Origin of the sequence: Pseudomonas hefeiensis, assembly GCF_030687835.1 — a bacterium.
Taxonomy (GTDB): Bacteria; Pseudomonadota; Gammaproteobacteria; order Pseudomonadales; family Pseudomonadaceae; genus Aquipseudomonas; species Aquipseudomonas hefeiensis.
In genome coordinates, this window is record NZ_CP117449.1 from 1,570,284 (window position 1) to 1,593,920 (window position 23,637).

Consider the following 23,637-nt stretch of genomic DNA (forward strand, 5'->3'; position numbering starts at 1 on the left):
CTATTTTGTACGGGTTGCCGTTCGCGGCTCGCACATTACAAGGATTGCGTCATGACGACCGATGGCCAGTGTTCACTCGCGCAGCGACTGACGGGCATTGATGAGATTGAGTGTGTCACCCCGGATTTGAATGGCGTGCCACGAGGCAAGGTGATGACTGCCGAGGGCTTCCTCGAGGGTCGACGGTTGCAGATGGCGCGGGGTGTGCTGTTGCAATGCATCATGGGCGGTTATCCGCCGTCGCGTTTTTATGGCAGCGACGACGGCGACCTGGCGCTGGTGGCCGACCCGAAACACATTCACCGCTTGCCCTGGAGCGAACAGCCGCGAGCCTTGGCGATTTGCGACGCCGATGAGCTGAGCGGGGAAAGCTCGCGGCTCTCCACGCGCGGCCAGCTCAAGCGCGTTGTTGCCCGTTATGCAGCCCTTGGCCTGGCGCCGGTGGTGGCGACCGAGCTGGAGTTTTTCGTGTTCGCCCCCAACCCGGACCCGACCCAGCCGTTCCAGCCGCCTGTGGGCCTGGACGGACGGCGTGAAGACGGTCACTCGGCGTTCAGCATCAGTTCCAATAATGGCCTGCGACCGTTCTTTAAAGAGGTCTATGCATGCATGGCGGCGCTGGGCTTGCCCCGCGACACCTTCATGCATGAAATGGGCGTGAGCCAGTTCGAGATCAATCTGCTGCACGGCGATCCTCTGTTGCTGGCCGACCAGACGTTTCTGTTCAAGCACCTGCTCAAGGAAGTTGCCCTCAAGCACGGCCTGACCGTGGTCTGCATGGCCAAGCCCCTGGCCCATACGCCGGGCAGTTCGATGCATATTCATCAGAGCGTCGTCGAGCTGGACAGCGGCCGCAATGTGTTCAGCGACGAAGCGGGCGAGCCGACGGCGGCGTTCCGGCATTTCATCGGCGGGCAACAGGCCGGCATGGCGGATTTCACTGCGCTGTTCGCGCCGAACGTGAATTCCTACCAGCGCCTGTGTCACCCGTTTGCATCACCGAACAATGCCTGTTGGTCCCATGACAATCGTTCGGCCGGGTTGCGGATTCCCGCCAGTTCGCCGGCGGCCCGTCGGGTCGAGAATCGCTTGCCGGGTGCCGATGCCAACCCGTACCTGGCGATTGCCGCGAGCCTTGCCGCGGGGCTTTATGGCATCGAAAGTCGCCTGGAGCCGAGCGCCGCGATCCAGGGCGAATTCCAGGTGCCGGATAATCTTTCGCTGCCATGTACCTTGCATGCTGCCCTGGAACGTCTGAAGCGTAGTCATCTGGCGAAGGAACTGTTCGGTACGGAGTTCATCGAAGGCTACATCGCTTCGAAGACCATGGAACTGACCAGCTTCTTTGATGAAATTACTCCCTGGGAGCGGCGTGTTTTAGCGGCCCAGGCATAACCAAACGTCGCATTCGGGCTATCTTCTAAATAGCCCGTACTCATCTCAAGGAGCCGCTCGGAACGCCGATGCGCCAAATCTGGAAACCTTTTCGAGCGCTGTATTTCGCTTCGCTGATGATGTTGATCGGCTCGGGCCTGCTGAGTACCTACCTGGCCTTGCGCCTGGCCGCCGACAATGTCGACAGCCTGTGGGTCGGTGCGCTGATGGCCGCCAACTATTTCGGCCTGGTGCTGGGCGGCAAGATCGGCCACCGGCTGATCGCCCGCGTCGGGCACATCCGGGCTTATTCGGCCTGTGCCGGGATTGTCGGTGCGGCGGTGCTGGGCCATGGCCTGGTGGATTGGCTGCCGGCCTGGATCGTGCTGCGGGTGATCGTCGGCCTGGGCATGATGTGTCAATACATGGTGATCGAGAGCTGGCTCAACGAGCAGGCCGAAGCCAAGCAGCGTGGCGTGGTATTCAGTGGCTACATGATCGCTTCCTACCTGGGCCTGGTGCTGGGCCAGTTGATTCTGGTCATGCACCCGTCCCTGGGGCTTGAGCTGCTGATGCTGGTGGCGCTGTGCTTCGCCTTGTGCCTGGTGCCGGTGACACTGACCCGACGAATTCACCCGGCCGCCCTACATCCGGCGCCCATGGAACCGCGCTTTTTCATCAAGCGGGTACCGCAGTCATTGAGTACGGTACTGGGCTCGGGGCTGATCGTCGGTTCGTTCTATGGCCTGGCGCCGCTGTACGCCTCTCAGCAGGGGCTGTCGACCGAGCAGGTTGGTCTGTTCATGGGTAGCTGCATCTTTGCCGGATTGCTGGTTCAGTGGCCCCTGGGCTGGCTGTCCGACCGATATGACCGGGCGCTGCTGATCCGCTGTTTTGCGCTGGTGCTGACGGTCTGTGCGCTGCCGTTGGCGATCCTGCCGACGGTGCCGTTGGAGGTGCTGTTCGTCGCGGGGTTCTTCTGTTCGCTGGTGCAGTTCTGCCTCTATCCGCTGGCGGTGGCGTTTTCCAACGACCACGTCGAAGCTGATCGCAGGGTGTCCCTGACCGCGATGCTGCTGGTGACCTATGGGGTTGGCGCCAGCATCGGGCCGCTGGTAGCAGGGGTGCTGATGAAGATGTTCGGCAGCCAGATGCTCTATGCCTTTTTTGCCTTCTTCGCCCTGGTGCTGGTGTGGCGAATCCGGCCGAAGGCGGTGACCAACCTGCATCAGGTCGACGACGCACCGCTGCATCACGTGGCGATGCCGGACAGCATGTCCAGTTCGCCGCTGGTGGCGTGCCTCGATCCCCGGGTGGACGAACAAGTGGTGCAGGAGCAGATGCACGTCGATCCTGTGCCGACGGAAGAACCGGCCGACGAAGAACCTGTCATGGAGGAAGCTGCCGCCGAAGAGGCGAGCGACGAGCCGCCGACCCTCGATTTCACTCAGGCCAGGCCTTGAGTGGGTCGAGGATAAAGGCCTGAGGCAGAGGGTAGGGGATCGGAGCGCGGGCTGATTGCGCCGGACAGGTAGACCGAGGTGCTCCCCCAATCGCGAGCAGGCTCGCTCCTACAGTTGATCTGCGGTGGATACAATACTCCAGTTCGCAGCAGATCCAATGTGGGAGCGAGCCTGCTCGCGATGAAGTCAGCCCAAACACAGCAGCTCTCAGGTCAGAGGCGTGTAATCAGGCATAAAAAAACGGGCAGTCACCGCAAGGGACTGCCCGTTTTTTTACGTGTCGAAAATCAGAGGTCGTCTTTGTCGAAGCGACGGGCTTCGCGCTGCAGCTGATAAACGAAACGCTCAACCTGCCGTTGCACCAGGCCGCTGACGTTGTGGAAGCGCACGCCGGCGAAGGTGGTGTTGATCCTTTCTTCGAAATGCAGATAGCGCAGTTCGACCGGTGCGGTCATGTTGCCGAAGGGCAATGCCGCGATAAAACGCTCGTAGACCTGGCCCAATTGCAGGTGCGCGGTAATGTCACCTTCGAAGCGCAACTTGCAGCCCGTGGCGGAAATGTCCAGCAGCTTGCCGTCAACCGGTGACTTGAGTTTGTCACCGCCCAGCTCGACGTTTATCAGTTGAGCCAGCTTCAGGGCGGCGCGGAAGGCGTTGCGGCGTTGGTGGTAAACCACTTCGTCAGGCAAGGCGCCGCGATAGCAGCGGCCGTCGCTGGACTCATCGATGGTCAAAGGGCCGTTGCTTTCCCACGCGATGCGCACGCCGTCATGGAAACCCTCGACCCGAAACGGCTCGCCCGCCAACAGGAAGCGTTCGCCGTCCCGGGGGATCATTTCGTCCAGGGCGATGACGTTAAGCTCCCGGTCGACGTCGACCAGATAGCTCTGGAAGCGCTGGCTGCGTTCGTGGAAGGTGATGATCAGCGGATCATGGCTATCTTGCAGCATCCGCAGGTTGCCGGAAATTTCCAGGGGCGTGGCGAGGACCTTGGGCGGCTGCGGAGCATCATCCGCGTTTGAGGCATTGAACACGGTGGGTCAATCTCCAGGCAAAATACGACGAGTAGCCGGCATTTTGCCAGCATGTGTCGCGCGTTGATAGAGCGCCGGCACTGTTCGTTTCATGCCTGGCTGAGCGGGCGGTGCTTGACCATCTTGGCGGTCGAACCGCGAGCGTCATAGAGCGTCGGGATTTCACCGCCGTTGAGGATGCGCAACTGATTGGCGGTGGCGGCTTGCTGAACCTGGATCGACTGTCCATTACGAGTGTTGGCAGCCTGGCATTGAGCAAGCAGGTCGTTGAGCACTTCGCTTTGGGACAACAGTTGATCGCCCACCGACGACTGACTGGCCAGTTGCTCAAGGCCGTCGCGATTGGCGGGCAGGTTGAGGCTGGCGAGGATCTCGCTGCGCTTGCGGCCATGCTGATCGAGCAGAATGATCAATGCCTGTTTCTGCGCCAGAATATTCTCCAGCGACGGCATGTCGCGACCGTGCAATGCCAGGGACTCGGCCTGCAATAGCTCCAGCAGTTGTTGCGCCGGGGCAAAGTCGTCGGTGATCAGTTGCAACAAATTAGTGTCGTGCATGGCTGGCCTTGGGGTCTTAAGCGTCCAAAAGCCTGGCGCAGGCGGTGGCCTAGCGCTGGGCTTCGAAGTTGAGCAGTTTGCTGGCTACACGGTTGCTGTCGACTTTATAGCTGCCATCGGCGATTGCTGCTTTCAACTCGGCCACGCGGGCGTTGTCGACGACAGGTTGATCGCGCAGCTTGTCAGTGACCTTCTGCAACTGCTGAGCCTCATTGCTGAGGTGTACCGACTCCCCGTTGCTGACAGTGGCGGCTTGTTCGGCCGGCGCGGATTTGTCGGTTTCGACGGTTTCCTTGCTGGCGTTAGGGCGCGTGGTGCCTGTCAGCGGTGAAGAGCTGTTTAAACGATTGAAATCGATGACCATGGTAAAAAACCTCTGGGTATTTGGACGCTTGCCATGTTTTCGGCCATCCCCCAAAAAACTTTAGGCTCATTTATTCAATGAACGTGCGCACGTCTGCGCTTGCCTTTGCGTAAGGCACAGTCTAGGGAACACCGTGGGCAAGCGCCAGCTCTCTACCCATTTCCAACCGATCGCTACATAGCCACTTCCACATGGCCGGGGGCCATTACCTGCGCCTTGATAACACGTTGGGAATTAAGGTTTCTCACTCGAATCTGTTCACGCATGCCACCGTTGGACAATGCCTCGCCCGGCATCCGCACGGCCAGGGTGCCGCTGCGGGCGGTGATGACCACCTGATCGCCTTTGCGGATCACTTCGGCTTGTTCCAGATGGACCAGAGTAATGACTTGGTCGGCGACCATTGGTCGGACAAGTTTCTGGCCGATGGCCCGATCGACAGAGGTCAGGAAACCCTGGTTGATCTGGCTGACATCCCGTTCACGCAGCGTCACGTCCTGAGGCTCGACGATCCCGGCCCGCTTGAGCGGACGGGTGGTGGTGACGATTTCGCGAAACAGGCGCACTTGAGCGGGTACGAACACCGTCCAGGGCGCGGCGCTGTCGCAACGCAGCTTCACCGTGACCCGGCCCAGTGGTCTGCCCGGGCTCTCCAGTGAGGCAGTCAATTCCCTGTCACACATGGGCATGCGCAGGCGCGGGTCGAGCTGGTTGACTTCGATTTCGTAGCGCCCTTCGGTTTGACTGGTCGCCAGGTAGTCTTCTACGGTGAATTCAAGAAAGCCCTGAGTGACGCCGATAAGGAGATCAGGCAAGGTAACGGGAACAGCACCAAAGGCAGGGCCGCCCAAAGCGAGCAGGCAGGCAGCCAGCAGTGCACCGAACCAGTGGCGGCAGTGAGTGGTCAGGCGTCGAAAAAATGTCGTTTGTGCGTTCATGCCGGTTCAATAGCAAGCCCCGTGCCGTTTAGTGATGAATGCGCGTCGGACACATTAGCGTTAGGTAGGAGTCAGGGCATGGCGGGAGTAATGGATTCGGTAAACCAGCGAACTCAGCTGGTCGGTCAGAATCGCCTGGAGCTGTTGTTGTTCCGTCTCGACGGCCAGCAAATGTACGGGATTAACGTATTCAAGGTCCGCGAGGTGCTCCAGTGCCCGAAGCTGACCCTGATGCCCAAGTCCAGCCCCGTTGTGTGCGGTGTGGCCAATATCCGCGGAGCGACCATCCCGATTCTCGATCTGGCGATGGCGACCGGTTCGGGGCGGCTGCTGGATCAGAGCAATCCGTTTGTGATCATCACCGAGTACAACACCAAGACCCAGGGCTTCCTGGTGCGCTCGGTGGAGCGCATCGTCAACATGAACTGGGAGGAGATCCATCCGCCGCCCAAGGGCACCGGTCGCGATCACTACCTCACGGCGGTGACCCGGGTCGATAATCAGTTGGTGGAAATCATCGACGTGGAGAAAATCCTCGCCGAAGTGGCACCAACCCCGGAAACGATTTCCGTGGGGGTGATCGACGCCGAAACCCAGCACAAGGCGATTTCGCTGCGGGTACTGACCGTCGATGATTCGTCGGTGGCACGTAAGCAGGTGACCCGTTGTCTACAAACGGTCGGTGTCGAAGTGGTGGCGTTAAACGACGGACGCCAGGCCCTGGATTACCTGCGCAAGCTGGTCGAAGAAGGCAAGAAGCCGGAAGAGGAGTTTCTGATGATGATCTCCGACATTGAAATGCCGGAGATGGACGGGTACACCCTGACGTCGGAAATCCGCAACGACCCGCGCATGCAAAAGCTGCATATTGTCTTGCACACCTCGTTGTCCGGTGTTTTCAATCAGGCGATGGTCAAGAAAGTGGGGGCCGATGACTTCCTGGCCAAGTTCCGGCCCGATGACCTGGCTTCCCGGGTAGTCGAGCGCATCAAGGCAGCAGAATAAAGGTCGGGCGCGTTGTGCGCCCGGCAAGTCAATACGATGAAAGAGGCGGTATCTTGTCTACGGGTAATTTGGATTTCGAACAGTTCCGGGTCTTCCTGGAAAAAGCCTGTGGCATTTTGCTTGGTGAAAACAAGCAATACCTGGTGTCGAGCCGTCTCAATAAATTGATGGAGCAACAGGGCCTGAAATCGTTGGGCGAACTGGTCCAGCGCATCCAGACCCAGCCGCGCAGTGGGTTGCGCGAGATGGTGGTGGATGCCATGACCACCAATGAAACCCTGTGGTTTCGCGACACCTACCCGTTCGAGGTGTTGAAGAACAGGGTGTTGCCGGCGGCCATCAAGGCCAGTCCGGGGCAACGCTTGCGGATCTGGTCGGCCGCCTGTTCGTCGGGGCAGGAACCCTATTCGCTGTCGATGTCCATCGATGAGTTCGAGCGGACCAATATCGGCCAGTTGAAAATGGGCGTGCAAATCGTCGCCACCGATTTGTCCGGAACCATGCTCAATAACTGCAAGACCGGCGAATACGACAGCCTGGCTATCGGGCGCGGCCTGTCGCCTGATCGCCTGCAACGCTACTTCGACCCCAAAGGACCGGGGCGCTGGGTGGTCAAGGCGCCGATCAAGAACCGTGTGGAATTCCGCTCGTTCAACCTGCTGGACAGCTACGCCAGCCTGGGCAAGTTCGACATCGTGTTCTGCCGCAACGTGCTGATCTACTTCTCTGCCGAAGTGAAAAAAGACATCCTGCTGCGCATCCACAGCACGCTCAAACCGGGTGGCTACCTGTTCCTCGGTGCCTCCGAGGCATTGAACGGGTTGCCGGACCACTACCAGATGGTGCAGTGCAGCCCGGGGATCATCTATCAGGCGAAGTGATTTGCTTGGGTCTTCAAAAAAGCGGGAGTCCTCAGGGGCTCCCTTTTTTATACCTGCCAATTTCCTCCCCACCACCACTATCCCTGTGGGAGCGGGCTTGCTCGCGAATGCGGTATGTCAGTCGAAATAAATGTCACTGTCACACCGCATTCGCGAGCAAGCCCGCTCCCACAATTTGAGTGTCATTGCCCTTGAGAAGCGGCAGAAAAGCGGCAGACAGCGGAAACCGATTGCCGCTTTTCTGGCATTGCCGCTTTGCCGATGCCCGCAAAGCCCCGGTTTATGGGCTTTTTGAAAGTGGCACGACGCTTGCTATGTCCATCGTACGTAAATTCTGGTCACCCGAAGGTTTCCAACATGAGCATCAGTTTCGATAAAGCGCTCGGCATCCACGAAAAGGCCCTGAGCTTCCGCGCCCAGCGTGCTGAAGTCCTGGCCAACAACATCGCCAACGCCGACACCCCGAACTTCAAGGCTCGGGACCTGGACTTCTCCAAAGTGCTCGCCGAGCAGAACGAGAAGACCAAGAACGGCCACTTCGCCCTGAACATGACCAACAGCCGTCATATCGAAGCCGAAGGCCTGGGCAATAGCGATGAATCGCTGATGTACCGCACGCCGATGCAACCTTCGATCGATCAGAACACCGTGGACGCTCAACTGGAACAGTCCAACTACACGGAAAACTCCGTGAACTTCCAGGCCAGTTTCACCCTGCTCAATAGCAAATTCAAAGGGCTGGTATCGGCCCTGCGCGGAGAGTAAGTCATGTCGATTGCGAGCGTATTCAACATTGCTGGCAGCGCCATGAGTGCCCAGACCACGCGTCTGAACACCGTCGCCAGTAACATCGCCAACGCCGAGACCGTTTCGTCGAGCATCGACCAGACCTACCGTGCCCGTCACCCGGTCTTCGCCACCATGTTCCAGGGCGGCCAATCCGGCGGCAGCGGCTCGCTGTTCCAGGAGCAGGACGCCGCAGGGCAGGGTGTACAGGTGCTCGGCGTGGTCGAAGACCAGAGCAACCTCGACGCGCGCTATGAGCCGAACCATCCGGCCGCCGACGCCAAGGGTTACGTCTATTACCCGAACGTGAACGTCGTTGAAGAAATGGCCGACATGATTTCCGCCAGTCGTTCGTTCCAGACCAACGTCGAAATGATGAACACCGCCAAAACCATGATGCAGAAGGTCCTGACCCTCGGTCAGTGATAAGGGGCGAGTCACATGAGCGTCACTAACACCACCAGTGGTTTGAGCCTCAACGAGATTCTGGCCAACTCCTCGGTCAAGACCAACACCACCAACGATGGCCTGGGCTCGGCGACAGCTGCGGCTACCGGTTCCAAGGAGCTGGGCAAGGATGCATTCCTGCAACTGTTGGTCACCCAGCTGAAGAACCAGAACCCGCTGGAGCCGCAGGATAACGGCGAGTTCGTTGCCCAGTTGGCGCAATTCAGCAGCCTGGAAGGCATCACCACGCTCAACGAAACCGTGAGTGGTATTGCCGGCAACTACAACTCATCCCAGGCCCTGCAAGCCTCTTCACTGGTGGGTCGTTCGGTCATCGCCCCGGGTGACAAGGCTGTGGTCGATACCTCCAAGAGCCTCAACGGCACGGTAGTGGTACCGGCTTCGGTGTCTTCCCTGGCGATCAAGATCGCGGACAAGGACGGCAAGACCGTCCGTACCATCGAGCTGGGCAGCCAGAATGCCGGTAACTCGGCCTTCATCTGGGATGGCAAGAACGATGCGGGCACCACGCTTGAGTCGGGCACTTACACCTTCACTGCTTCGACCACTATCGACGACCAGGCCGTGTCGCTGATCACCAACCTGCCGGCGACCGTCAGCAGCGTGACGATCAGCCAGACGGGCGGTGAGCTGATGCTCAACCTCGCCGGGCTGGGCAGCATCGCCCTGTCCAAAGTACAAACTATTGGTATGTAGAGCCGACTAAACCGGCAAAAGGAGTGCAACATGTCTTTCAACATCGGCCTTAGCGGTCTCTATGCAGCCAACAAGCACCTGGACGTGACCGGCAACAACATCGCCAACGTGGCGACCACCGGTTTCAAATCCTCCCGTGCGGAATTCGAAGACGTCTACTCGGCCACCCGGCTGGGCAGCGGCAGCAAGACCGTCGGCAACGGCGTGCGCCTGGCCAACGTCTCCCAGCAGTTCGGCCAGGGTGACGTCAACAACACCGGCAACGTGCTGGACATGGGCATCCAGGGTTCCGGTTTCTTTGTCCTGAGCAACGACGGCTCCCTGAGCTACACCCGTGCCGGTACGTTCAAGACCGACAAGGATGGCTTCGTCACCAACAGCGACGGCACCGCGCGTTTGCAGGGCTATGGCGTGGATGCCAATGGCAACATCCTCAACGGTATTTTGACCGACCTGCGCATCGACACCTCCAACCTGCCGCCGCAAGCGACCAGCCTGGTTTCGTCGACGATTAACCTGAATTCGACGGCGACCCCGATTTCACAGGCGGCTCCCTACGTATTCGATCCAACCGATACCGCCACGTTCACCAAGCAATTCACCACCCCTGTCTACGATACCCAGGGCAACCAGCACTCCATGGACCAGTATATGGTCAAGACTGGTGCCAACACGTGGGATGTCTACACGCTGATCGATGGTCGTAACCTGGATGGCAGCGCGCCGGTTGCGCCGAACGCTCCCGTTCCTTCGACGATGACCTTTGATTCGAGTGGTAAGTTGGTTCAGGTCAGTACTCCAGGACCGGTCACAGTTCCGCCGACCGCGCCGACCATCAGTAACGATTTGGAACTGGACGGTTGGGTGCCGGGTACCGTGACCAACGGCGTGTGGACCGCCAACGGTGCCGGTTCGTCGACGATTACGGTCTCCATGGCCAACACCACCCAATTCAACGCTGACACCGCTCGGTCAATCCCTGCCCAGAACGGCTACGCCACCGGCCAGATCACCAACCTGACCATCGATGGTAGTGGTGTACTGCTGGCCAACTTCAGCAACAACCAGACCAAGCCGATCGGTCAGCTCGCCCTCGCCAGCTTCACCAACGAGCAGGGCCTGCAGCCGGTAGGCGGCACCAGTTGGAAAGAAACCTTCGCCTCGGGCATCCCGGGCTACGATGCTCCGGAAACCGGAACCCTGGGTTCGATCGTCTCCAACTCCCTGGAAGAGTCCAACGTCAACCTGACCAACGAACTGGTCGAGCTGATCAAGGCCCAGAGCAACTACCAGGCGAACGCCAAGACCATCTCCACCCAAAGCACCATCATGCAGACCATCATTCAGATGGCCTGATATCGAAGGTTGTCTGAAAGCTGCACAAGGAGCCCCTCGCAAGAGGGGCTTTTTTGTGGGCGGGTGTTTTGTGGTGCTCGTCCCGGCGCCATCGCGAGCAGGCTCGCTCCCACAGGTGGACGCATTCCAATGTGGAAGCAGGCTCGCTCCCACAGGTGGACGTACTCTAATGTGGGAGCAACTGTCTTGGATGATTTATTTAGCCATCGTTCCAGGGACAGCAAGCCTCCCACAGCTCCAGGCCATGCAAAATCTGAGGGGGTCTCCGTGATCGCACTTTAGGCGACGCGGCCCTTCCACTCAGAACCATCCCGGATCATTGCGTTTAGACGTACCAGCAAGACACGCATGCATGCGATGAGCGCAACCTTGGCGCATTTACCTTTCTCGCGAAGCGCCTTATACCGCGCATTAAAGTCAGGCTGATACCTGATCACTGACCAGCAGGCCATGTACAGAGCGCGCCTAGCGGCGAACCTACCTCCGCTGATGTAGCGTTTGCCTTTGTGCGTGCCGCTATCGTCGTTATAGGGGGCGATGCCTGCCAATGCAGCGATCTGATGCCGGCCAACCTCGCCAAGCTCAGGAAGATAGGCCATTACACTGGCCGCCGTAACCAGACCGATCCCCTTGACCGAACGCAGATGAGTAACTTTTTCACGGTCCAGGCTTTCAGCGCTTTGACGGATCAATTTTTCTATCGACTTAACGGCTTCACACAGATAGTCGATATGACTCTGCAACGCGGGTTTGACTGCCTCAGACGACGCTGTCTTAAGCCTGCGCTTGTCGTCATCTCTCTGCTGAACAAAGTTTTCCCGTTGCTGGACCAGTGCGCGCAAGTCGTCCTGTTCGACACTTGTGATCCGGCTGTTAGCAGATTTGATAACCGCTGCAAATTGCGCCAGGAGGCGCGCATCTATCGGGTCGGTTTTAGCTTGTTGTCCCATTGCTTTGGCAAAGCTCTTGGCTCGGCAGGGGTTGATCCGAATGACCTCAAAACCTGCAGCCTGAAGCGCTTTCATGACGTTTCGCTCGTAACCGCCAGTGGCTTCCAACAACACACGGGTGACCTGATGGAGCAGCAGCCAACCAATTAATCCAGGAAAATCATCTTCAGCGTTAGGGCAACTCACCCCAACATCTAAGAGATCAACCTGAACCTGAAGACTGTCTTTTGAAACATCAATACCTGCTGGATAGGAAAACATGGCCAAACCCTCTTACACTCAAGGTGAGAGCGCTCTGGCTTGGCCCACGCTTGTAACTGTTCGAGGTGGGCTCGTTCAACTGTTCGGGCTCAATGACCAGAGTGGAGAGGTGAGTGGCAGCATGGGCTCCCACACGTGCTTTAAGCACTTCGGGCGTTCAGCTTGCCACCCACCGCTCTCACCTTCAGTCTAATCACGATGCAAGACACAAGCGGGCTTGCTCGCGAAGGCGTTGGCACATTCAATAGGGTCACTGGCTGAACCACCGTTTTCGCGAGCAAGCCCGCACACAGTAATTTTCAGTGAGCGCAAATCTTGCGAACGAACCGGAACCAATGTGGGAGCGAGCCTGCTCGCGATGGGGGCAGCCCAGTCCCTACTTTTCTCAAGGCAAAAGAAAACCCCCGATCAGTCCAGCGAACTCATCGGGGGTTCCTTTTAGCAAGCGCCTTGCAGCGCTCACCCACTCAGCTTATTGGCAAGCTTCGCAATCCGGCTCGTCGATCGCACAGGCTTTTGGCACGGGTGCCGGGCCGGCTGGAGCCGCCAGGACCGAATCGTCACCGTGGTTGCCGCCGCTGGAAACAGCGTTCAGCTTGCCGGTGTTGATGGTCGACTTCTCGGTGCTGGTGGCGGCCAGGGCACGGAGGTAGTAGGTGGTTTTCAGACCACGGTACCAGGCCATGCGGTAGGTCACGTCCAGCTTCTTGCCCGAGGCGCCAGCGATGTACAGGTTCAGCGACTGAGCCTGGTCGATCCACTTCTGGCGACGACTGGCCGCGTCGACGATCCACTTGGTGTCCACTTCGAACGCGGTGGCGTAGAGCTCCTTGAGCTCCTGCGGGATGCGCTCGATCTGCTGCACCGAACCATCGTAGTACTTCAGGTCGTTGATCATGACCGAGTCCCACAGGCCGCGGGCCTTGAGGTCGCGAACCAGGTACGGGTTGATCACGGTGAATTCGCCCGACAGGTTCGATTTCACATACAGGTTCTGGTAGGTCGGTTCGATCGACTGCGACACGCCGGTGATGTTGGCGATGGTGGCGGTCGGTGCGATGGCCATGATGTTGGAGTTACGGATGCCTTTCTGTACACGGGCGCGAACCGGTGCCCAGTCCAGGGATTCGTTCAGGTCAACATCGATGTACTTCTCGCCGCGCTGGGCGATCAGGATTTGTTGCGAATCCAGTGGCAGCACGCCCTTGGACCACAGCGAACCCTGGAACGTCTCGTATGAGCCGCGCTCGTCGGCCAGGTCGCAGGAAGCCTGGATCGCGTAGTAGCTGACCGCTTCCATGGACTTGTCGGCGAACTCGACCGCAGCGTCCGAACCGTACGGGATGTGCTGCAGGTACAAGGCGTCCTGGAAACCCATGATGCCCAGGCCGACCGGACGGTGCTTGAAGTTGGAGTTCTTCGCTTGCGGCACCGAGTAGTAGTTGATGTCGATCACGTTGTCGAGCATGCGCACGGCGGTGTTCACGGTGCGTTGCAGCTTGGCGGTGTCCAGCTTGCCATCGACGATGTGGTTCGGCAGGTTGATCGAGCCCAGGTTGCAGACGGCGATCTCGTCCTTGTTGGTGTTCAGGGTGATCTCGGTGCACAGGTTCGAGCTGTGGACCACGCCCACGTGCTGCTGCGGGCTACGCAGGTTGCACGGGTCCTTGAAGGTCAGCCATGGGTGGCCGGTTTCGAACAGCATCGACAGCATCTTGCGCCACAGGTCTTTGGCCTGGACGACCTTGAACAACTTGATCTTGTTGTACTCGGTCAGGGCTTCGTAGTACTCGTAGCGCTCTTCGAAAGCCTTGCCGGTCAGGTCGTGCAGGTCCGGCACTTCGGATGGCGAGAACAGGGTCCACTTGCCGTCGTCGAAGACGCGCTTCATGAACAGGTCAGGGATCCAGTTGGCAGTGTTCATGTCGTGGGTACGACGACGGTCATCACCGGTGTTCTTGCGCAGCTCGATGAACTCTTCGATGTCCATGTGCCAGGTTTCCAGGTAGGCACACACCGCGCCCTTGCGCTTGCCGCCCTGGTTGACCGCCACGGCGGTATCGTTGACTACCTTGAGGAACGGCACGACGCCCTGGGATTTGCCGTTGGTGCCCTTGATGTACGAGCCCAATGCGCGCACCGGGGTCCAGTCGTTGCCCAGGCCACCGGCAAATTTGGACAGCATGGCGTTGTCGTGGATGGCGCCGTAGATGCCCGACAGGTCATCCGGCACGGTGGTCAGGTAGCAGCTCGACAGTTGTGGACGCAGGGTGCCGGCGTTGAACAACGTCGGGGTCGAAGCCATGTAGTCGAAGGACGACAACAGGTTGTAGAACTCGATGGCGCGGTCTTCACGCTGCTTCTCTTCGATCGCCAGGCCCATGGCCACGCGCATGAAGAAAATCTGCGGCAGTTCGAAACGGATACCATCCTTGTGGATGAAGTAAACGGTCGTACAGGGTTTGCAGGCCCAGGTAAGTGAACTGCTGGTCGCGCTCGTGGTTGATCGCCTTGCCGAGCTTTTCCAGGTCGAACTCGGCCAGTACCGGGTTCAGCAATTCGAATTCGATACCCTTGGCAACGTAGGACGGCAGGGCCTTGGCGTACAGGTCGGCCATCTCGTGGTGGGTCGCGCTCTCGGCGACTTCCAGAAAGCTCAGGCCTTCGGCACGCAGGGTGTCCATCAGCAGGCGGGCGGTCACGAAGGAGTAGTTCGGCTCGCGTTCCACCAGGGTGCGTGCGGTCATCACCAGTGCGGTGTTGACGTCCTTGAGTGCGACGCCGTCGTAGAGGTTCTTCAGGGTTTCGCGCTGGATCAGGTCGCCGTCAACTTCTTCCAGGCCTTCGCAGGCTTCGGTGACGATGGTGTTCAGGCGGCCCATGTCCAGCGGCGCCAGGCTACCGTCGGCGCGTGCGATGCGGATCGAAGGGTGAGCCAGCACCGGGGCGTCAGCCGGGGTGCGGATGGCGCGCTCCTTGGCGCGCGAATCACGGTAGATCACGTAGTCACGCGCCACTTTCTGCTCGCCGGCACGCATCAGGGCCAGTTCGACCTGGTCCTGGATTTCTTCGATGTGGATGGTGCCACCCGACGGCATGCGACGCTTGAAGGTCGCGGTGACTTGCTCGGTCAGGCGGGCCACGGTGTCGTGGATGCGCGACGAAGCGGCGGCGGTGCCGCCCTCAACTGCGAGAAACGCTTTGGTGATGGCGACGGTGATCTTGTCATCGGTATAAGGAACGACAGTGCCGTTACGCTTGATCACACGCAGTTGGCCAGGCGCGGTAGCGGCCAGATCCGAGTTCGAATCAGCGGCCAGCGGCGCGGTGCCCTGCGGGTTCTCGCGAGTTGTGTCGGTGTGCATGGGTGTCTCCACATTCTCTATGTTTGTTTGGGCACCATCACGGTGCCCACCGTTCCGTCCTGAAGCACTACAACCGACTGGCGCCGGGTATAACAACTTCGGGACAGTAGGAAGCAGGCCTGAATACCGCTTCCTTCCGAAGTTCTGGGTTTCGAGCCTGGGCTCGAAACCGGATTGCAGAGGTGCCTGCAATGGACTGCAACACCCGTACCGTTCTGGTCATTTTCGACCTTGAAACAGTGGCCATCCGCAGAGGGCGGTCTGGTCTTGGGGGAATGCGGTGTTTCAGCCGGACAAAGGCAAGAAAAGCGCTTGAATTCTCTGTCCGACTTGTGTTTGGTTTTTGGTCGAAAACCCTACATGTAGGGTTTTTTACGCGACGGGCTACAAGATAATGCGTTTTGGGGGATGAATGCAACGTACTACCTGTGGATAAGCCTGTGCGTAATTTGTGTGCGAAACATGGAACAGCGCTGTAGGCCGCGACCTTGCTGGAGTGGACCTTTTTTCATCGTTTTGACGATCCGAAAACAGCCCGGTGGTTTCTGCGGGCGCGGACGTTACCACACAAATCCCGCGCGACCGAACGCATTTGTCCGCTTGTTTTATGCTGGGCCGGCGTTTATACAATCGGCCCGTGCATGAGCATGGTTATCCTCCTTTAACATGACAAAAAGATGGGGGGAGGCGCTGTATTTGAAGGCGCTCCTTGTGGCGAGGGGATTGTGCTGATCCTTCCTTTTATATTCACAACAAGACGAGGCCCCCCGTGGAACAAGAAGCCTGGCAGGTATTGATCGTCGAGGATGACCAGCGGCTGGCCGAGCTGACTCGCGAGTACCTGGAAAGCAACGGCCTGCGTGTTGCCATTGAAGGCAACGGTGCGGTGGCGGCGGCGCGGATCATTGCCGAGCAGCCGGACCTGGTGATTCTCGACCTGATGCTGCCCGGCGAGGACGGCCTGAGCATCTGCCGCAAGGTGCGCGAGCATTACGACGGACCGATCCTGATGCTCACCGCCCGCACCGACGACACCGATCAGATCCAGGGTCTGGACCTGGGCGCCGACGATTACGTTTGCAAACCGGTGCGGCCACGCCTGCTTTTGGCGCGTGTCCAGGCCTTGTTGCGGCGCAGCGAACCGGAACCGGCCACGCCGCAAAAGCCGCGGCGCCTGCAGTTCGGCCCGCTGGTGGTGGACAACGCCTTGCGCGAAGCCTGGCTGCGAGACAGCGGCATCGAGCTGACCAGTGCCGAGTTCGACCTGCTGTGGCTGCTGGTGTCCAATGCCGGGCGCATTCTGTCCCGGGAAGAAATCTTCACCGCCCTGCGGGGCATTGGCTATGACGGCCAGGACCGTTCCATCGACGTGCGCATCTCGCGCATCCGCCCCAAGATCGGCGACGACCCGGATCATCCACGGCTGATCAAGACCATCCGCAGCAAGGGTTATCTGTTCGTTCCTGAAGCTTGCGTAGACCCGGCGCCGTGAACTCGATCTTCCTGCGCATTTACGGCGGCATGTGCGCGGCCCTGGTGCTGGTGGCGGTACTCGGCGTGCTGGCCCTGCACTTGCTCAACCAGACTCGCAGTGAGGCAGTACCGCGAGCGTCTGGCCCACGGCACGTTTTCCTTGATGGCCGATAATCTGCGGCCCATGAACGACACCGAGCGCCGCCGGGCCCTGGCCGTGTGGGAACGCCTGCTGGGCATTCCCCTGGCGTTGCAGACTTACGCCCAGACCGACCTGGATCTCGGCCAGCGCACCCGCGTGCTGCGCGGCCAGGCGCTGGTGGAGCAGACCGGGCCCCATGCGGCAAAAGTTTATCGACTGGTCAGCGACGCTGAAAAACTGATGCTGGTTGGGGAAGTCCGCCAGATCAGTGAGCAATTGGCCCGGGCGACCATTTACTTGCTGGCCGATGAGTTGGTGCGCTACCCGGTGGCCGAGCAGCCTGAACGCCTGGCGCAACTCAAGCGGGAAAAAGGTTTTGGTTTTGACCTGCGGCTGATGACCATCACGCAGGCGGACATGGACGAAGATCAGCGGCGTCGCGTAGCCGAAGGCGACACGGTCATGGCGCTGGGCAAGGGCGGTGACTCGATCCGGGTGTTCGCCGGTATGGTCGGCACGCCGTGGGTGCTGGAAATCGGCCCGCTGTACCAGATGAACCCTTATCCGCCTGAGTGGCTGGTGCTGATCGCGGCGCTGGGGTTGAGCCTGATCGGACTGATCGTTTACCTGTTGGTGCGCCAGTTGGAGCGGCGCCTGCGGGGCCTGGAATCGGCCGCTACCCAGATCGCCCAGGGCAGTCTGGAAACCCGGGTGCCGGCCCGCGGCGCTGACTCGGTAGGGCGACTGGCCGCCGCGTTCAACGGCATGGCCGAGCACTTGCAGCAGTTGTTGGCGATTCAGCGGGAGCTGGTGCGAGCGGTGTCCCATGAATTGCGCACCCCGGTGGCGCGCCTGCGTTTTGGCCTGGAGATGATCGGCAGCGCCACCACGCCCCAGGCCCGGGACAAATACCTGGCGGGCATGGACAACGATATCGAAGACCTGGATCGGTTGGTGGACGAGATGCTGACCTACGCGCGACTGGAGCAGGGGTCGCCGGCCCTGAATTTCCAGCGCGTGGATCTGGATGCGCTGGTCAATCAGGTGATTGAAGAATTGGGACCGCTTCGGGCCGGGATCACGGTCGAACGCGGCCTGTGCCTGTCTGCCGCTGATTGCGATGGCGCCTGGGTCGAGGCTGAGCCGCGCTTCCTGCATCGGGCCCTGCAGAATCTGGTGAGTAATGCGATGCGTCACGCCAGCTCCCGAGTGACGGTCAGTTATCAGGTGGGTCAGTTGCGTTGTCGGGTGGATGTGGAGGACGACGGGCCCGGCGTGCCGGAGGCGGCGTGGGAGCGGATCTTCAAACCCTTCCTGCGCCTGGACGACAGCCGGGCCCGTGCTTCAGGTGGCCATGGATTGGGGTTGTCGATCGTGCGGCGGATCATCCACTGGCATGACGGCCGGGCGTTGATCGGCAAGAGCAAGAGTCTGGGTGGAGCCTGTTTCAGTTTGAGCTGGCCGAGGCATCAGGACAGGTCTTGAGGCCCGTGGTGAAGGGTAGGACGCTATCGCGGGCAAGCCTTGCTCCCACAGAGTGCATGGTTTCCTCTCTAAATGTGGGCTCCTGTGGGAGCAAGGCTTGCCCGCGATGGGACCCTCATTAGCACCACAAATCTCAGGCCTTGATCCCTACCAGACTCAACAACTGCCCATCCTTCACAGCAAACTGCGCCGACAGCTCACTGCCATGAGACCACTCGGCCGACAGGTCGGTGAGCAACCGCAGCCGCACCTGCCCGCCGTGCGTCCATTCCAGCACTTCGGCATGTTCGAAATAAAAGCGCTGCCTGACGATCGGGTACAACGCCTTGAACAGGCTTTCCTTCACTGAAAAGGTCAGGGTCACCAGCAATGCCCGGTCCTCTTGCCGGGTTGCGGCCATGCGCAGCAGTTCTGGCGGAGTGAGGATTTCACCGGCCAGGCGCTCGGCGCGCTCGGGGTCGAGCAGGTTTTCCAGGTCCATGCCCAGCCCTTGCCAGTGGTGTTTTCTGGCGACGATGGCCGCTGCCCGGCCGGTGCTGTGGGTGATCGAGCCACTGACATGGGCTGGCCATATCGGGGCGCGGTCGTCACCGATGGCCGGCACGCAGATCTGGCCGTCCAATTGATGAAGGGCTGCCCGGGCGCAGATCCGTCCGGCAAGGAATTCCGCCTGACGCTTGGCCACCGAACGCTGGATGCTCGCGGGCGGTTCGATGGCGCTGTGCAAAAAATCATTGCCGCTCAGCAGCAACGGATCGAAGCGGGTGCTCAGCAGTAGGGTGTCGGGCAGGACTTGAGGCAACAGCCATTGATCGTCCAGGGGCGTGCAGCATGCGGGCAGGGCGGGGAGAGCATTCATGCCCGGCATTTTGCCGGGTTGGCGTGAGGCTGGGTAGTGGGGCATGGAGATTGTGAGCAGGTGAGGCTTTTGTGGCGAGGGAGATCCCGCCGCGTCTTCGACGCTGCGCTGTCGCGCAGTGAACCTGGTCCTGTGGCGAGGGGATTTATCCCCGTTGGGCTGCGCAGCGGCCCCAAAACCAGGCGACTCGGTGTGCCAGGAAGATTGAGTTAACTGCTTTAGGGCCGCTGCGCAGCCCAGCGGGGCGGTGCGACGTTTCGCTAAACCCCCTCGCCACAAAGGAGGCGCACTCGCCTAACTGAGGCCACCTTGCCGAACTGTGTTTGGCAGAAAGTTTTATTTTTAAAAATCAGCAGGTTGTAGTTTGTTCTATGAGAGCAAGCTCCCTCGCCACAGGTGGTTGTTTCAGTTGAAGGATGGGTTTCAGTCAAAAATCTTCTTGAAGAACTTCTGCATGTCCGCCCAGGACTTTTCATCGGCTTGTTTGTTATAGCCAATGTCCGGCCCGCCATGTTCACCGTGACCCAGGCGGTCGGCGTCGGGATTGCTGAAGCCGTGCTTGGCGCCTTCAAGGTTGACGAACGTGTAGTCGGCACCGGCCTTGTCCATCTCGCTCTTGAACGCGGTGACGTTGTCCGGGGTGACCATGCTGTCCAGCGCGCCATGTTCGACCAGGATCCTGGCCTTGACGCTGTCAGGTGTGGCTGGGGTATTGGTGACCAGTGCGCCGTGGAAACTCACCACGCCGGCCAGCGGAACACCCTGGCGCGCCGCATCCAGCACTACTTTGCCGCCGAAGCAGTAACCGATGGCGGCGATTTTGTCCGGGTCGGTGTGGGGCTGTTTCGTCAGCAGGTCGAGCCCGGCCTGGAACCGCGCACTGGCCGCCTTGCCGTCCTTGAGAGCGGCCTGCATGAACGCCATGGCGTCCTTGGGATGCTCGGTGTTCCTGCCGTCGCCGTACATGTCGATGGCCAGCGCGCTGTAGCCCAGGCCCGCGAGATCACGGGCGCGGCGCTTGGAATAATCGTTCAACCCCCACCATTCATGTACCACCACCACGCCCGGGCGCGGACCTTTGACCGCGTCGTCGTAAGCGTAGTAGCCGATCAGTTGGGTGCCGTCGGCACTGGTGTAGGGGATCTCCTGGGTCTGGATGGCGGCGTGGCTCGCAGCGCTAAAGGCCAGAAGTACAACAGCAAGCAACCGGTGCATGACGGATCTCCTTGAAAAAAGTATGAGTGAGACAGAACACTCTAGCCGATTCATTCAGCGCAGGTTCAGAGAACGTTCAAGGGCCATTCAGGGACGGTTGGTTAACGTGGCTGCGACTTCACAAACCACCCACGTTACACAGGAGCTTGAACATGACTCACATGAAAACTCTGCTGTTGGCTTTCACGGTGCTGGGCGCCAGCGCCATGGCCCACGCCGATGACAACTTCGCCAGCCTGACCCTCGGCCAGACCAGCGACAAGGTCAAGAAGTCCGACGCGCTGAACGCTAACCTCAACCACCCGAACGCCGACGGTATCATCGGCAAGGACACCACCTATGGCGTTCGATTGGGCCGGCAAAACGATCAGGGTCGCTACTACGCCACGTACGACAACGTCTCGGGCACTCACAATGGCATCAAATTGCGCCAGGAAAACCTGCTGGGCAGTTACGATATGTTCTATCCGGTCACCGGCAGCACCAAGCTGTTCGGCGGCGGTACGGCGGGCCTGACCAAACTGACCCAGGACTCTCCCGGCTATAGCCGTGACAGCGATATCGGCTACGCCGTAGGCCTGCAAGCTGGCATCCTGCAGAAGGTTTCGCAAAACACCTCGCTGGAACTGGGTTACCGTTACCTGCGCAGCAACGCCAGCACCGAGATGAGCCCCCACGCAGGTGGCAAGGTGGGATCGCTGGACCTGACCAGCAGTGCCCAGACCTATCTCTCGGCCAACTACACGTTCTAAGGCTGGAAGGTGAGCGTGGGCAGCCGGATCGGCCCAAGACGATCCGGCACCGCTTCTCGTGAACCGATGTGCATGACTGGATTGTTCGATATGCCTGGGAGAGCCCCATGAAATTATTGGTCGTCGAAGACGAAGCCTTGTTGCGTCATCACCTGCAAACCCGTCTCACCGACAGCGGCCATGTGGTGCAGGCCGTGGCCAATGCCGAGGAGGCCTTGTATCAGGTCGGGCAATTCAATCACGACCTGGCGGTGATCGACCTGGGCCTGCCGGGCATCAGCGGGTTGGAGCTGATCCGCCGGTTGCGCTCCCAGGACAAGACCTTCCCGATCCTGATCCTCACCGCCCGCGGCAACTGGCAGGACAAGGTCGAAGGCCTCGCCGCCGGTGCCGACGACTATGTGGTCAAGCCGTTTCAGTTCGAAGAGTTGGAGGCCCGCCTGAACGCGTTGTTGCGCCGTTCCAGTGGCTTCACCCAGTCGACCATCGTGGCCGGTCCGTTGCTGCTGGACCTCAATCGCAAACAGGCGTCCCTGGGTGAGGAGCCATTGGCGCTGACGGCCTATGAATACCGCATCCTTGAATACTTGATGCGCCATCATCAGCAGGTGGTCGCCAAGGACCGCTTGATGGAGCAGCTTTACCCGGATGACGACGAGCGTGACCCCAATGTCATTGAAGTACTGGTGGGGCGCCTGCGCCGCAAACTGGAAGCCCCGGCCGGCTTCAAGCCGATCGAAACCGTGCGTGGTCTGGGTTACCTGTTCAACGAGCGTTGCCAGTGATTCGTTCGCTACGGCTGCGGTTGATGCTGGCCGCCATGACCCTGGCGGTGTTGTTCATGCTCGCATTACTGCCGGCCATGCAAGGCGCGTTCAGCCTGGCCTTGCAGGAGTCCATCGAACAACGCCTGGCGTCGGACGTGACCACGCTCATTTCCGCTGCCCGAGTGGAAAACAACCGGTTGAAGATGCCGGCACAATTGCCCGATGAACGCTTCAACCTCGCCGACGCCCGACTGCTGGGCTACATCTATGATCGCGACGGGCGCCTGGTGTGGCGGTCCAAGGCCACTCGGGAAGAGAACATCAATTACGCGCCGCGCTACGACGGCCAGGGCAATCAGTTCGCGCGTATCCGCGAAGACAACGGCCAGGAGTTTTTTGTCTACGACGTCGAAGTCAAACTGCTCGGCGGCCAGAGCGCGGCGTTCAGTTTCGTCACCCTGCAACCGGTACGCGATTACGAAGTGACGCTCGACGGCCTGCGGGAAAATCTCTACCTGGGCTTCGGTGCGGCGCTGGTGGTGTTGTTGGCCCTGTTGTGGATTGGCCTGAGCTGGGGGCTTCGCGCGTTGAGGCGCCTGAGCCAGGAACTGGACGAAATCGAAAGCGGAAGCCGGGAAAGCCTCAGCACCGAGCACCCGCGGGAGCTGTTGCGCCTGACCGGCTCCCTCAACCGCCTGTTGCATGGCGAGCGGGAGCAGCGCAGCCGCTATCGTGATTCCCTCGATGACTTGGCCCATAGCCTGAAAACCCCGCTGGCGGTGCTGCAAGGCGTGAGTGAAGACATGGCCCGGCGCGCCGAGGACCGTGGGCAGGCCTGGGTGCTGCAAAGCCAGATCGAGCGCATGAGCCAGCAGATCGGCTACCAGTTGCAGCGCGCCAGCCTGCGCAAAAGCGGTCTGGTGCGCCATCAGGTGCGCTTGCGTCCGGTGCTGCAAAGCCTGTGCGATACGCTGGACAAGGTCTATCGCGACAAACGTGTCAACGTCAGCTTCGATCTGCCGGAGCAGTGCCATGTGCCGATCGAGCAGGGCGCCTTGCTGGAAATGCTCGGCAATCTGTTGGAAAACGCCTATCGGCTATGCCTGGGCGAGGTGCGCATCAGCGTGCATCAGACCCTCGGCGGCATTGAGTTGTGTGTCGAGGATGACGGGCCGGGCGTGCCGCCGGATCAACGCGCACGGATTCTGCAACGTGGCGAGCGGCTGGATCGCCAGCATCCGGGGCAGGGCATTGGGCTGGCGGTGGTCAAAGACATCATCGAGAGCTACGGCGCCCGGTTGACCCTGGGGGACTCAGAGCTGGGCGGGGCGGCGTTTCGGATTCATTTTGCGGTGGTTTGACTGCTAACGGATACCTGCTGGAATCAGACCTGTGGGAGCCTGGCTTGCCCGCGATGGCAGTCTTAAGGGCACCATCGCGGGCAAG

General features: G+C 60.0%; 19 protein-coding genes and 2 pseudogenes. 13 read left to right on the forward strand and 8 right to left on the reverse strand.

Annotation, left to right across the window (positions count from 1 at the left end; translation table 11 throughout):
- Positions 1-153: 153 nt before the first annotated feature.
- On the forward strand, positions 154-1,395 hold the full coding sequence (locus PSH57_RS06790; RefSeq protein ID WP_305390315.1) for a glutamine synthetase family protein: 1,242 nt from the start codon (positions 154-156) through the stop codon (positions 1,393-1,395).
- Positions 1,396-1,463: 68 nt separating this feature from the next.
- Complete coding sequence (locus tag PSH57_RS06795; protein ID WP_305388636.1) at positions 1,464-2,837, forward strand: MFS transporter; 1,374 nt, start codon at positions 1,464-1,466, stop codon at positions 2,835-2,837.
- A 287-nt stretch (positions 2,838-3,124) separates the two neighbouring features.
- Here PSH57_RS06795 and PSH57_RS06800 read toward each other — a convergent pair whose 3' ends face one another.
- The 4 genes from PSH57_RS06800 to flgA form a co-directional block, all read right to left on the reverse strand.
- The gene (locus PSH57_RS06800; protein ID WP_305388637.1) at positions 3,125-3,871 is read right to left on the reverse strand and encodes a flagellar brake protein; all 747 of its coding nucleotides are present in this window, start codon (positions 3,869-3,871) and stop codon (positions 3,125-3,127) included.
- 89 nt (positions 3,872-3,960) lie between these two features.
- A complete protein-coding gene (locus PSH57_RS06805) occupies positions 3,961-4,428 on the reverse strand; it encodes a flagella synthesis protein FlgN (RefSeq protein ID WP_305388638.1) in 468 nt (155 codons plus the stop codon).
- 49 nt (positions 4,429-4,477) lie between these two features.
- Positions 4,478-4,792, reverse strand: coding sequence for a flagellar biosynthesis anti-sigma factor FlgM (gene flgM, locus PSH57_RS06810; protein WP_047228762.1), 315 nt, complete (start codon positions 4,790-4,792; stop codon positions 4,478-4,480).
- Between the two features lie 173 nt (positions 4,793-4,965).
- Entirely contained in the window at positions 4,966-5,730 is a 765-nt protein-coding gene (gene flgA, locus PSH57_RS06815; protein WP_305388639.1) for a flagellar basal body P-ring formation chaperone FlgA, read from the reverse strand.
- A gap of 78 nt (positions 5,731-5,808) precedes the next feature.
- Between flgA and PSH57_RS06820 the strand changes: the two genes are divergently transcribed.
- From PSH57_RS06820 to flgE, 6 genes are all read left to right on the forward strand, one after another.
- The gene (locus PSH57_RS06820) at positions 5,809-6,735 is read left to right on the forward strand and encodes a chemotaxis protein CheV (RefSeq protein WP_305388640.1); all 927 of its coding nucleotides are present in this window, start codon (positions 5,809-5,811) and stop codon (positions 6,733-6,735) included.
- A 53-nt stretch (positions 6,736-6,788) separates the two neighbouring features.
- The gene (cheR, locus tag PSH57_RS06825; RefSeq protein ID WP_092392907.1) at positions 6,789-7,616 is read left to right on the forward strand and encodes a protein-glutamate O-methyltransferase CheR; all 828 of its coding nucleotides are present in this window, start codon (positions 6,789-6,791) and stop codon (positions 7,614-7,616) included.
- A 357-nt stretch (positions 7,617-7,973) separates the two neighbouring features.
- The gene (gene flgB, locus PSH57_RS06830) at positions 7,974-8,381 is read left to right on the forward strand and encodes a flagellar basal body rod protein FlgB (protein ID WP_305388641.1); all 408 of its coding nucleotides are present in this window, start codon (positions 7,974-7,976) and stop codon (positions 8,379-8,381) included.
- Positions 8,382-8,384: 3 nt separating this feature from the next.
- On the forward strand, positions 8,385-8,828 hold the full coding sequence (gene flgC / locus PSH57_RS06835; RefSeq protein WP_058544893.1) for a flagellar basal body rod protein FlgC: 444 nt from the start codon (positions 8,385-8,387) through the stop codon (positions 8,826-8,828).
- Between the two features lie 15 nt (positions 8,829-8,843).
- Positions 8,844-9,566: a flagellar hook assembly protein FlgD gene (gene flgD / locus PSH57_RS06840; protein WP_305388643.1), complete on the forward strand. Its 723-nt coding sequence runs from the start codon at positions 8,844-8,846 to the stop codon at positions 9,564-9,566.
- 30 nt (positions 9,567-9,596) lie between these two features.
- A complete protein-coding gene (gene flgE / locus PSH57_RS06845) occupies positions 9,597-10,922 on the forward strand; it encodes a flagellar hook protein FlgE (RefSeq protein ID WP_305388644.1) in 1,326 nt (441 codons plus the stop codon).
- 278 nt (positions 10,923-11,200) lie between these two features.
- Here the strand turns inward: flgE and PSH57_RS06850 are convergent, their stop codons facing one another.
- Both PSH57_RS06850 and PSH57_RS06855 read right to left on the reverse strand, forming a co-directional pair.
- On the reverse strand, positions 11,201-12,133 hold the full coding sequence (locus PSH57_RS06850) for an IS110 family transposase (RefSeq protein ID WP_305388645.1): 933 nt from the start codon (positions 12,131-12,133) through the stop codon (positions 11,201-11,203).
- A 472-nt stretch (positions 12,134-12,605) separates the two neighbouring features.
- Positions 12,606-15,498, reverse strand: a pseudogene (locus tag PSH57_RS06855) (ribonucleoside-diphosphate reductase subunit alpha).
- A gap of 769 nt (positions 15,499-16,267) precedes the next feature.
- Here PSH57_RS06855 and PSH57_RS06860 point away from each other — a divergent pair.
- Together PSH57_RS06860 and PSH57_RS06865 are read left to right on the forward strand one after the other, a co-directional pair.
- Positions 16,268-16,990, forward strand: a complete 723-nt coding sequence (locus PSH57_RS06860) for a response regulator (RefSeq protein ID WP_305388646.1) — start codon at positions 16,268-16,270, stop codon at positions 16,988-16,990.
- Positions 16,987-18,598, forward strand: a pseudogene (locus PSH57_RS06865) (ATP-binding protein). Before PSH57_RS06860 ends, PSH57_RS06865 begins: the two are co-directional and overlap by 4 nt.
- A 133-nt stretch (positions 18,599-18,731) precedes the next feature.
- Here the strand turns inward: PSH57_RS06865 and PSH57_RS06870 are convergent.
- A complete protein-coding gene (locus tag PSH57_RS06870; protein WP_305388648.1) occupies positions 18,732-19,457 on the reverse strand; it encodes a 4'-phosphopantetheinyl transferase family protein in 726 nt (241 codons plus the stop codon).
- 423 nt (positions 19,458-19,880) lie between these two features.
- The gene (locus PSH57_RS06875) at positions 19,881-20,672 is read right to left on the reverse strand and encodes a dienelactone hydrolase family protein (protein WP_305388650.1); all 792 of its coding nucleotides are present in this window, start codon (positions 20,670-20,672) and stop codon (positions 19,881-19,883) included.
- A gap of 152 nt (positions 20,673-20,824) precedes the next feature.
- On the opposite strand from PSH57_RS06875, the gene PSH57_RS06880 reads away from it, so the two are divergent.
- From PSH57_RS06880 to PSH57_RS06890, 3 genes are all read left to right on the forward strand, one after another.
- A complete protein-coding gene (locus PSH57_RS06880) occupies positions 20,825-21,424 on the forward strand; it encodes a hypothetical protein (protein ID WP_107321731.1) in 600 nt (199 codons plus the stop codon).
- A gap of 107 nt (positions 21,425-21,531) precedes the next feature.
- Positions 21,532-22,209 carry a response regulator gene (locus PSH57_RS06885; protein WP_256231163.1) on the forward strand — a complete coding sequence of 226 codons (678 nt, stop codon included), beginning with the start codon at positions 21,532-21,534 and terminating at the stop codon, positions 22,207-22,209.
- Positions 22,206-23,552, forward strand: a complete 1,347-nt coding sequence (locus PSH57_RS06890; protein WP_305388652.1) for an ATP-binding protein — start codon at positions 22,206-22,208, stop codon at positions 23,550-23,552. Before PSH57_RS06885 ends, PSH57_RS06890 begins: the two co-directional genes overlap by 4 nt.
- Positions 23,553-23,637 lie beyond the last annotated feature (85 nt).